Here is a 10,002-nt window from a genome sequence, read left to right as displayed (position 1 = left end):
GCAGATTTATTTTTTATTACTCGAAGATTTTAATGATCCTTGGAGCAGTTTCTACGATTGCAAGTGTGGGTTTTGCGCAGCAGGTCAGGGAACTGAAAAAGGAGGTAAGGGAGAAGAAAGCTGCTGAAATAAAACAACTGGTTAATTCGAAGGACTTTGTTTTTAAGGCGCAGTTTGCTCTGCCGATGGGGGGGAGTTCTTTTCAGCTGACTTCCGAATATGATGTAAAGGTGGTAAAGGATACGCTTATTTGTTTTCTTCCTTATTTCGGAAGAGCCTATTCGGCTCCGATGAACCCTTCTGAAGGTGGAATCAAATTTACTTCCAAAGATTTTGAATATATTGCGAAGAATAGGAAAAGAGGCGGATGGGATATTGTTGTTAAACCCAGGGATGTTCAGAATATTCAACAACTTACCTTTTATATATCGGAAAGTGGATATGGATCTGTTCAGGTGACTGATAATAACCGTCAGCCAATCTCATTTAATGGGTATTATGAGAAAAATAAAGAAAAAAGTAAAAAAGAAGGATAGCTTTGCCGCCTGGAGATACATCAATGCCTGAAAAAATATTCAATTATCGTGAACAGATTGTCCATACTGCCTGTCTGCTTTGCACCTTTTACAGCGAGCTCTACTTTTATGGCATTAATACTGCCTTGTGTGATGAATTAAAAGATCTGAAGTCTGTTTTTAAAGAAGGGGATGATTTTCCGTTTGACATGGCTTTGCTTGAGTCGCTTGATGATGACAACGTCAAGACGATGATGATGGCTATGCGTATAGTCGAATCAACGGTAGATAGTATTCAGAACCTCAATAATATCAGTGATGAAGAACTCCGGCAGGCACTGGAAAATGGGCATGGAAGTGAGTTTGTATCCGGAATTGCAGATGCAGAATGCCCCGGTTATCAACAATTGATTGATGATCTGATGGGTTATACGCATTATATAGTTTTCAATATCCTTTGCTGCTGTTACTCCTTGTCTCACGGAGTGGTATTGGTGGATGATGATGCAGAGCCCGAACTATACTTTCCGACTAATGAAAGCTTAATGCTTCTGGATGATACCGATGTGAATGTGTCTATGCTCAGCGAAATGGCTTTTGAGTTGAGTTCTTATGCAAATAAGCTCTGTGAAAGCGATGTCAGGCGTGTAGAATAAAAAAAGCCCCGCTACAATGGGTGTAGTCGAGGCACCTAAACCTTATCGAAAGCAAATATAGTGTTATTTGCATATCTGCCAAAAAATATTGAATTTATTTTAAGTTCATTGTCTAATAGTCTCTTTATCAGGAGGAGATTTTTACAATGTAGCGTCCGGATAATTGCCCGCGGAGCATTTTGTTAAGATGTTCCTGGATGTTTTCGAGCTTACAGGTATTTATAAGCCTGTCCATTTTTGCGGGCCGCCAGTCGGTTGCAAGATGTTCCCATACTTCTTTTCGCAGTGCATGATCGCAAAGAGCGGAATCAATTCCGATCAGGCGGACGCCTTTTAAAATAAAGGGATAAATGGTGGTATGCAGATCCGGTGAATTAACAAGTCCGCAGCAGGTTGCAACGCCGCCATAATGAAGGCTTTTCAATACAGTTGCCAGGATGTTGCCGCCAACAGTATCGACAGCTGCGGCATATTGTGCTTTCAGGAAAGGCTTTTTGCTTTGGTCATCAAGTGCCTCGCGGGGGATGACTTCTTTTGCTCCAAGATCTATCAGCATGTTTACAGCGTCTTTCTTTCCTGTTACAGCGGTGACATGGTATCCAAGGTGACTGAGAATAGCAACGGCCATACTGCCGACACCTCCGCTTGCTCCGGTGACAGCAACCTTGCCATTAGGGGGCGATACTCCCATTTTCCTGAGGTTGTAAACGGATAGTGCGGCAGTGAGTCCGGCTGTGCCGTACATCATACTTCGCTTGCGGCTTAATCCTTCGGGCAGGCGGATAGGCCATGAAGCTGGTACCCTGATATATTCTGCAAATCCGCCTGAAGTGTTCATTCCGAGATCATAACCTGTGACGATCACTTTGTCTCCTTTAAGGAAATGGGGATCGGCGCTTTTTTCTACAATGCCGGCGGCATCGATTCCCGGGATATGAGGGTAATTTTTTGTAACTCCTTTATTCCCGGATGAAGACAGTGCGTCTTTGTAATTAAGCGACGAGTACTGGACATTAATCAGCACTTCGCCCGGGGGCAGATCATCAACAGACTTATTTACTACAGATGAACGATATCCGTTATCCGGGCCTTCTGATACTTCAAATGCTTTAAATGACATATAAATATTTTAGGATATAGGGAGCTTTCTCTCGTTTAAAGACTCAAATGTAATAAGAATGGTTCAAAATTATAGGGCTAAGAAAGAGTAATGAATGGATGGGACAGATATGGTGGTTATTGATTCATCAGACTTCATTGCTGAGCGACAGAAGTATTTAGTAAAGCAATAGAAATTTTGATAGGTTTGTGTATCAAAATTTAACTCACATGTATCGCGTTTTAGAAGATTTTATCACTGACTGGCAACAGGAAGATATTTTTACTGAAAAGATTTTTCTGGCCGTTAGAGAAGGCTCTCAGAGAGAAAAAGTGCATCCGGATGTACGTTCGCTTGAAAGACTAGCATGGCATATTACTCAAACCATTACAGAGATGGGTGAAAAGGCAGGCCTGTTTGAGCATGATCCACTGGAGGACAGACCGGCGCCGGCAACTATGAAAGAAATTTCCGAAGCTTATTTGCTGAACAGCAAAAAGCTGGCAGAACTGATCCGGGAGAAATGGACAGATGCTTCCCTGGAAGAAGAGGTAAATATGTACGGAGAGAACTGGAAAAAGGGAAAGATATTGTCTGTGCTTGTTGCTCACGGGGCTCATCACAGAAGTCAGATGACGGTGGTAATGCGTTTACTTGGAATGGCTGTACCAGGTATTTATGGACCGTCGAAAGAGGAATGGGCCGCCATTGGAATGCCGGCCATGGAATAACAAAGGGCGATTATTACACGTCTTTAGGGGGTGTTTTAACGGGGGTAACAGGTTGTTCCCCTTCTTCCTTTGTTTTTGCCGGATCCCTGAAGTCTGCCTCTTCTTCTGTGTAGTCCATGTCTTCAGGTTTTAGTACCGCATCTTCTTCATCTTCAGGATGGGAGATGTGCTTACGTCCCGAATCCTGTGGCGTTAACTTTTCGGGTTTGTCGCTTTGATTATTTATTTTGCTCATACTATTCGTATTGGGTAATCCTTTAATTTTCAAATGTTAATTTGCTTTCAGTTCCGATAACAATTTCAGTGCGTTAGATGGTTGTGTTCGTTTTTAATGTTTTTCTCCTGGTAGAACGAACAATATTCCAGATGGTTTTAATGTGAGAATAGAAGAAAGCAGCATGACTTCGACAGGTGTATCACTGAAATGAATCCGCTTCCAGTGGGTGATCATAATTTCTTCTTTCTTCATAGATGTGATGCTGGTATTTAAAGAACTAAATATGGGGAGGGTTGGTTTGAGGGATGATAAAAGAATTACCTTCAGATAGCACGTCCACATGAAGATCCCGGATGGTTACCTTTGGGTTATCTCCGAACTCCGTAATATTTGAACTTCTTATATGTCTCCCATCTATGGTGATCAGAATTCCTGTACCGCAAACCTCTGCTTCAATTCCATTGCGGATTATGATTGCTGTATCTTCTTCGATGCCGATGCCGATACATGTTGGATTGGTTGCCACTACCTGTGCCATTCTTACAAACCTGCCTCTGTCAACAAAGTGTGTGTCTATGCAAACATCCTTGAGGAACTCGAGACCGGTGGTGATTTTAACCTCGCCGGCAATCTGCTGCACATCCTTATTCCCCGCATAGATCATGGGGGTAGACATGGCCATAGCTCCTGCACTGGTACCACCTATAACCAGTTGCTCCCGGATATACCGTTGTTTCAGGCAGAGCAGGAGTTCCGTTCCCCCGTAAAGAAAAGTCAGCTTGAGCTGATCGCCCCCGGAGAAGAACACTGCATCGGTCTGCTTGATGCGGTCTATGCAGCTCGCGGCTTCATGTAAAACCTTCTCCCTGTCGTCGTGATGGATATGGCCTACCCGCTTGACGCCCAGATCATGGAATGCTCTGAGGTATTCCCCGAATAAGACGTCGCCCTCACTGCTCGCGGATGTAACGATTTCAATTACGGGGTCCTGGGAATTAATCAGGGAGACAAAAACTTTGAGTACCGAAAGCCTGTCTTCTTTCTTTCTGTTGTGATCTTTTTCCGGATTCTCCCCCTTGTTTTCATGTCCTCCAATGATCATTAAGATACCTTTGGGGACGGGGCACTCATTTATTGGCTCTTCTTTCATAGGTCCTTGTTTAACTGTGTGCATTGCGCATTTGTTTACACCTATCTTTAAAAGAATTATTGTTTTTGGTCAGGAGGAGCTAACTTTGACGGAGGCGGGGATAGGATCTGGAAGAAAGGATGGTCCGGCAAATGGTGTTTGAAGGGAAGACTGTATTTAAGTGTTTTTGAATGAGAGTTGCAATTAATGGTTTCGGGCGCATAGGACGGACAGTACTCAGGATACTGGCGGAAAGGGGGACGGCAGATATAGTGGCGATCAATGATCTGGCAGATCCTTTAACAATGGCGCACCTGGTTAAATACGATAGTGTACACAGAGGATTTAAAGGGAGCATTTTTGCTGAAGATCGTTCGGTAATGATAAATGGAAAGAGGTGCGCCGTTTTCTCTGAAGCAGATCCCCTGAAGTTGCCCTGGAGGGAGCTTGGTGTTGACATAGTTATAGAATCCACCGGTAAATTTATAAACAGGGAGAAAGCTGCGCTGCATCTGGAAGCAGGTGCAGCGCAGGTGATCATTTCTGCGCCACCGGGAACGAAAGATGTGCCTGTAGCGGTGCTGGGAGTAAATGATGAGGTGATAGATTTCTCTGCGTCTGTGCTTTCGAATGCGTCCTGTACTACCAATAATATTGCGCCGATGATCAGGGTTCTCGAGGATAACTGGGGTATTGTAAACGGCTATATTACCACAGTACATTCCATGACAGGCGATCAAAATCTCCATGACGGCCTTCACCGTGATCTTCGCAGGGCCAGGGCCGCTTCTGCCTCTATTATTCCTACAACAACAGGAGCTGCAAAGGCTATTACTTCTATCTTTCCCGCGCTGGAAGGAAAGCTGGGAGGTGCAGGGATAAGGGTGCCGGTGCTGAACGGTTCATTAACTGATTTTACCTGTACCCTGAAAGCGCAACCTACCGTAAATGAGATCAATGCTGCATTTAGAAAAGCTGCTGATACGTTCTTAATGGGTATTATGGAATATACAGAGGATCCAATTGTTTCTGTAGATATACTGGATAATCCTCATTCCTGTATTTTTGATTCGCTTCTGACTTCTGTGGTAGGTGATATAACAAAGGTTGTGGGATGGTATGACAATGAGTTTGGATATTCAAGCCGTCTTGCAGATATGATAGAGAAAATAGCTTCTCGTAAAAAGAAAGCGACAGTGAAACAGTAGGTCTGCTTATTGTGACGAAAATCAATTAATTGATTTTTTTGTTTGAATTGTGCTGATATACAATGTTTTGTTGTTTCTTTTTCAGGTTTGGTGCGGTGCCCTTTGCATAAGGAAGAGAATAAGAAACCTGATTGTTGATTTTGGCGTTTATATTTGAACTGCAAAACGTTACTATGTTTGGGCAGTATGGTAGGAGTCTATGTAACGTTTGTTCTGATAAGGTTTGTTTAATTATGCTATTTTAGCAGACGGCATCGGGTAGTATATCGAGTTCTTAGACCAACATAATATATATAAATTAAATAAGATGAAAACCATTGACAATCTGAATTTCTCGGGAAAAAAGGCGCTGATCCGGGTTGACTTTAACGTTCCCCTCGATAAAGATTTTAATATTACAGATGATAACCGTATTCAGGGCGCACTGCCTACTATCAAAAAGATCCTTAGTGATGGTGGTTCTGTGATCTTAATGTCGCATCTGGGAAGACCGAAAGAAGGCCCGACTGAAAAATATTCACTGAAGCATCTGGTTAAACATCTGTCTTCTGTTCTCGGAAAGGAAGTTCAGTTTGCTGATGACTGTATAGGTGAACAGGCTGTAGAAAAAGCAGCAGCTTTGAAAGATGGAGATGTTCTTTTGCTTGAAAATCTGCGTTTCTATAAAGAAGAGGAAAAAGGTAATGAAGAATTCGCTGAAAAGTTGAGCACACTTGGCGATGTGTATGTGAATGATGCCTTCGGAACTGCGCACCGTGCTCATGCTTCGACAGCTATTATTGCAAAGTTTTTCCCTGATGCTAAATACTTCGGCTATTTGATGGCTGGAGAGCTTGCAAATGCAGAGAAAGTGCTTAACAACGCAGAAAGACCTTTTACAGCTATCATGGGTGGTGCTAAGGTTTCTGATAAGATCTTATTGATTGAGCGTCTGCTTGAGAAAGTAGATAATCTTCTGATCGGAGGCGGTATGGCTTATACATTTGCCAAGGCCCAGGGAGGTAATATCGGGAAGTCGCTGGTTGAGGAAGATAAGTTGGATCTTGCACTTAGCCTGATTGAGAAAGCAAAAACAAAGGGCGTGAGCCTGATATTGCCTGTTGATTCTGTTATCGCTGATGCTTTTGCTGCTGATGCCAATACAGACATCGCGAAAAACGACAATATTAAAGACGGCTGGATGGGATTGGATATCGGCCCGGATGCAGTTAAAACTTATAAAGAAGTAGTAAGCGGTTCAAAGACGATCTTATGGAATGGTCCGATGGGTGTTTTTGAAATGGAAAAATTCGAAAACGGTACGAAGGCTGTTGCTGAAGCTGTTGTGGAAGCTACATCAAATGGTGCATTCTCCTTAATCGGAGGAGGTGATTCTGCTGCTGCGGTTGCGAAGTTCGGTTTTGAAGAAAAAGTAAGCTATGTTTCTACAGGTGGCGGTGCTTTACTTGAGTATATGGAAGGTAAAGAGCTTCCCGGAGTGAAAGCTATTAATGAATAGGTTCTGATCATTCAGGAACTTATTCATCATTATAATATGCATGGCTGGTCTTGAGTAAGGCCAGCCTTATTTTTTTGTGTTTCTTTTTGTATGCGGAAGGTGAAAGTCCCATCAGTTTCGTAAAAAGCCGCGAAAAACAATAAGGGTCGTTATGATTTTTTTAGCCGGTCACGGATTGGTTTATCCAGTAAGATCATAACCAACCAGGCAAAGACGATTAATAAAATTGTACCCGATATCATGACGAGGGTGAGCTGGCTTATTGCTGGCTTTTTTATTTCAACATAACTCATGAACAGCCATATGAAAGGATAATGGACCATGTAAAGCGGGTATGAGATATCACCGGAGAATTTACAAAGCCAGTTTAGGGAGGTGGATTGTCTTGCTCCGGCCCCAAGCGCGACCAGGAGCGGGAAGTAAAAGATCACGATCAATGGCTCGATTACCGGATTCAGTTCCTGTTTAAAAGGAATAAAGAAAACGGAGACTAACAGCAGGCCTGTTGTTAGAAAATTCAGCCGGGAGGAAATGATCCATTTTGACCGGTAAACAAGGAGACCTGCCAGAAAGGAATAGAATACCCGGATACCTCCGCCGGCGATATTGTCACCTCCCCAGCCTACAGCTAGATTTCCCGATCTGTGTGCTTCATAAAACAGCATTATTGCAGCGATAATGGTTAGAGTCCAAATAGCTTTATTATGTAATCTTATCAAAATAAAGGCATAGCAAATATTTGCAATATATTCCCAAAATAAAGACCAGGTGGGAGGATTGAGGTGAAACAGATTGAAATAGCGTTCCGGTACAAGTGGGTACGGGATCATTAGGCATGATGTAATGAACATGGTGAACAGAGTGCCATTATATTTCTGATAGAGATTGCTGAAGGGGTCAAAAACGAACATCAGCAAACCGATGACGGAGCCGATTATAACCAGGGGATGAAGACGGATCAGCCTCCGCCCGAGGAAGTTCAGAGCCCCCGTTTGAAGAAGCCTTTGGTCGTAGGCATAAGCGATGACGAATCCTGATAAACAAAAGAAAAAATCGACGGCTAAATAGGCGTGTGCGATAAAGCTGTCGTTGTAATCAGGAACGGCTATTTCCATAAAATGAAAAACCACTACAGTGACCGCTGCCAGTCCTCTCAGGCCATCGAGGGTTTTAAAGTGTTGTTTGTTCTCCCGGCTATTTGGTGCGGTGTTATGTTTGCCCATGCGAAACTGATTCAATGGTTAGTTGGGTTGCAGACTGACAAAGATGCAACAATAGGGGGACGATTCATTTCAAAAGCGTATCAATTCTTCTCCGTTTTGTCTCAAGATTAATATCGTTCCTTAAGGAGGTAGCTTCTGGGGGCATCTTCGATCGTAGGCGTATCGAAAAAATGCGATTTCGGGGGAGTGTTTGTCCAAACCAGTCATTCTCAGAGCCTCTATACAGAAAGCTGTTTTGGATGATGAAGTGGGAGAAAATGGAAAATTTTTATCTGTTGAAAACTTTTTGTGGGGATTTGTGGTAGAAAGTGGTAAAAGTGCGTACTTTTACAATGATTTAATAGCAAAACTGTCGAATGTCTCATTTTTTAGGCGAATTTGAATGCAAGCTTGATGCTAAGGGACGGCTGATGTTACCAGCCGGTCTTAGGAAGCAAATGCCTGAAGCTGAGAAAGATGGGTTGGTTGTAAATCGCGGTTTTGAGAAACATCTCGTGGTTTATACGAGAAAAGAGTGGGATAAGATCATGGAGGACCTTAGTAAGCTCAATCAGTACGAAAAGAAGACGAGGGAGTTTATCAGGTATTTTACTAGGGGGGCAACAGAGTTGACTCTTGACTCGGCGGGAAGGGTGTTGTTTCCTAAGTCATTGCTTGAATATGCAGGTGTGGGTTCTGATGTGGTGCTTGCGTCGCAGTTCAATAAGATTGAAGTTTGGGCAAAGGATGCCTATGATCTTCAGATGGATGATGAGCCTGAGAATTTTGCGAACCTTGCCGAAGAGGTAATGGGCGGAGCAGGAAGGAGGTTTGATGATTAATTATCATACTCCTGTAATGTTGAGAGAGTGTATGGATGGCTTAGCTATAAAGCCTGACGGTGTATATGTTGACGTTACTTTTGGGGGGGGCGGGCATTCAAAAGAGATTTTGAAGAGTTTGAATGAGGATGGGCGATTGCTTGCTTTTGACCAGGATGAGGATGCGAAAAAGAATATTCCAGATGATGATCGGTTAACCTTCATAGATCAGAACTTCCGCTTTTTGAAGAATTATTGCCGCTTATATGGGGCGATTCCTGTGGATGGCATTCTGGCTGATCTTGGTGTTTCATCGCATCAGTTTGATCAGCCAGAGCGGGGGTTTTCTATCAGGTTTGACGCGGATCTGGATATGAGGATGGATCAGTCGTCATCTCTTACGGCGGCAAAGGTGCTTGGTACCTATGGAGAGGAGCAGCTTCATAAGATATTTGGTATTTACGGTGAGATCCAGAATGCGAAGTCGCTGGCAAAAACAATTGTTACGTCGCGGCTGAACCGTCAGATAAGTACAGTGTCTGAGTTTAAAGATGTGATGGGGAAGTTGATTCCACGAGGGAAGGAAAATAAGTACCTGGCCCAGGTGTTTCAGGCTTTACGAATTGAGGTGAATCAGGAGCTGGAAGCATTGCAGGAATTTCTGACGCAGGCGTCGGAGGTTCTGAAGCCAGGCGGGCGGCTGGTAGTGATGTCTTATCATTCCCTGGAGGACAGGCTTGTTAAGAATTTTATCGCAAAAGGGAAATTCAGGGGTGAGGTGGAGAAGGATTTTTACGGAAATGAAATACGGCCGCTTGAGCCTGTGACTCGGAAAGCGATAATTGCTTCGGACGATGAGATAAAGAATAATAACAGGGCTAGGAGTGCGAAGCTGAGGGTGGCGGTGAAGGTATAGTTTGGAGTGG

11 protein-coding genes are annotated in these 10,002 nt (G+C 43.4%); 7 read left to right on the top strand and 4 right to left on the bottom strand.

Features of this window, described 5'->3' with window-relative positions; genetic code table 11:
- Both DDR33_RS15665 and DDR33_RS15660 read left to right on the top strand, forming a co-directional pair.
- Positions 1–536: DUF4251 domain-containing protein (locus DDR33_RS15665; protein ID WP_238387822.1), on the top strand; the 536-nt coding region annotated here is incomplete at its 5' end.
- Positions 537–559: 23 nt separating this feature from the next.
- Complete coding sequence (locus DDR33_RS15660) at positions 560–1,171, top strand: hypothetical protein (protein ID WP_109416738.1); 612 nt, start codon at positions 560–562, stop codon at positions 1,169–1,171.
- Between the two features lie 127 nt (positions 1,172–1,298).
- Here DDR33_RS15660 and DDR33_RS15655 read toward each other — a convergent pair whose 3' ends face one another.
- Positions 1,299–2,291 (bottom strand): YhdH/YhfP family quinone oxidoreductase, encoded by a 993-nt coding sequence (locus DDR33_RS15655; RefSeq protein ID WP_109416737.1) that lies wholly within the window; start codon positions 2,289–2,291, stop codon positions 1,299–1,301.
- A gap of 209 nt (positions 2,292–2,500) precedes the next feature.
- On the opposite strand from DDR33_RS15655, the gene DDR33_RS15650 reads away from it, so the two are divergent.
- Entirely contained in the window at positions 2,501–3,001 is a 501-nt protein-coding gene (locus DDR33_RS15650) for a DinB family protein (protein ID WP_109416736.1), read from the top strand.
- A gap of 13 nt (positions 3,002–3,014) precedes the next feature.
- Here DDR33_RS15650 and DDR33_RS15645 read toward each other — a convergent pair whose 3' ends face one another.
- Together DDR33_RS15645 and DDR33_RS15640 are read right to left on the bottom strand one after the other, a co-directional pair.
- Positions 3,015–3,236, bottom strand: coding sequence for a hypothetical protein (locus DDR33_RS15645; RefSeq protein ID WP_109416735.1), 222 nt, complete (start codon positions 3,234–3,236; stop codon positions 3,015–3,017).
- 259 nt (positions 3,237–3,495) lie between these two features.
- Positions 3,496–4,368, bottom strand: a complete 873-nt coding sequence (locus DDR33_RS15640; RefSeq protein ID WP_158280766.1) for a cyanophycinase — start codon at positions 4,366–4,368, stop codon at positions 3,496–3,498.
- A 170-nt stretch (positions 4,369–4,538) separates the two neighbouring features.
- Between DDR33_RS15640 and gap the strand changes: the two genes are divergently transcribed.
- Positions 4,539–5,555: a type I glyceraldehyde-3-phosphate dehydrogenase gene (gap, locus tag DDR33_RS15635; protein ID WP_109416733.1), complete on the top strand. Its 1,017-nt coding sequence runs from the start codon at positions 4,539–4,541 to the stop codon at positions 5,553–5,555.
- Between the two features lie 307 nt (positions 5,556–5,862).
- On the top strand, positions 5,863–7,053 hold the full coding sequence (locus DDR33_RS15630; RefSeq protein WP_109416732.1) for a phosphoglycerate kinase: 1,191 nt from the start codon (positions 5,863–5,865) through the stop codon (positions 7,051–7,053).
- 149 nt (positions 7,054–7,202) lie between these two features.
- Here the strand turns inward: DDR33_RS15630 and DDR33_RS15625 are convergent, their stop codons facing one another.
- Complete coding sequence (locus tag DDR33_RS15625; RefSeq protein WP_109416731.1) at positions 7,203–8,276, bottom strand: acyltransferase family protein; 1,074 nt, start codon at positions 8,274–8,276, stop codon at positions 7,203–7,205.
- 356 nt (positions 8,277–8,632) lie between these two features.
- Between DDR33_RS15625 and mraZ the strand changes: the two genes are divergently transcribed.
- Positions 8,633–9,097, top strand: coding sequence for a division/cell wall cluster transcriptional repressor MraZ (mraZ, locus tag DDR33_RS15620; protein ID WP_109416730.1), 465 nt, complete (start codon positions 8,633–8,635; stop codon positions 9,095–9,097).
- Complete coding sequence (gene rsmH, locus DDR33_RS15615) at positions 9,090–9,992, top strand: 16S rRNA (cytosine(1402)-N(4))-methyltransferase RsmH (RefSeq protein ID WP_109416770.1); 903 nt, start codon at positions 9,090–9,092, stop codon at positions 9,990–9,992. The genes mraZ and rsmH overlap by 8 nt, the downstream gene beginning before the upstream one ends.
- Positions 9,993–10,002 lie beyond the last annotated feature (10 nt).

The organism is Pararcticibacter amylolyticus (assembly GCF_003130405.1).
GTDB lineage: Bacteria > Bacteroidota > Bacteroidia > Sphingobacteriales > Sphingobacteriaceae > Arcticibacter > Arcticibacter amylolyticus.
This window is presented reverse-complemented; position numbering and strand designations above follow the sequence as displayed.

What these genes read in the sequence shown, in the direction of transcription:
- DDR33_RS15660 (WP_109416738.1), top strand. Translation starts at nt 560, where the DNA reads ATGCCTGAAAAAATATTCAATTATCGTGAACAGATTGTCCATACTGCC.
- DDR33_RS15655 (WP_109416737.1), bottom strand. Translation starts at nt 2,291, where the DNA reads ATGTCATTTAAAGCATTTGAAGTATCAGAAGGCCCGGATAACGGATAT.
- DDR33_RS15650 (WP_109416736.1), top strand. Translation starts at nt 2,501, where the DNA reads ATGTATCGCGTTTTAGAAGATTTTATCACTGACTGGCAACAGGAAGAT.
- DDR33_RS15645 (WP_109416735.1), bottom strand. Translation starts at nt 3,236, where the DNA reads ATGAGCAAAATAAATAATCAAAGCGACAAACCCGAAAAGTTAACGCCA.
- DDR33_RS15640 (WP_158280766.1), bottom strand. Translation starts at nt 4,368, where the DNA reads ATGAAAGAAGAGCCAATAAATGAGTGCCCCGTCCCCAAAGGTATCTTA.
- gap (WP_109416733.1), top strand. Translation starts at nt 4,539, where the DNA reads ATGAGAGTTGCAATTAATGGTTTCGGGCGCATAGGACGGACAGTACTC.
- DDR33_RS15630 (WP_109416732.1), top strand. Translation starts at nt 5,863, where the DNA reads ATGAAAACCATTGACAATCTGAATTTCTCGGGAAAAAAGGCGCTGATC.
- DDR33_RS15625 (WP_109416731.1), bottom strand. Translation starts at nt 8,276, where the DNA reads ATGGGCAAACATAACACCGCACCAAATAGCCGGGAGAACAAACAACAC.
- mraZ (WP_109416730.1), top strand. Translation starts at nt 8,633, where the DNA reads ATGTCTCATTTTTTAGGCGAATTTGAATGCAAGCTTGATGCTAAGGGA.
- rsmH (WP_109416770.1), top strand. Translation starts at nt 9,090, where the DNA reads ATGATTAATTATCATACTCCTGTAATGTTGAGAGAGTGTATGGATGGC.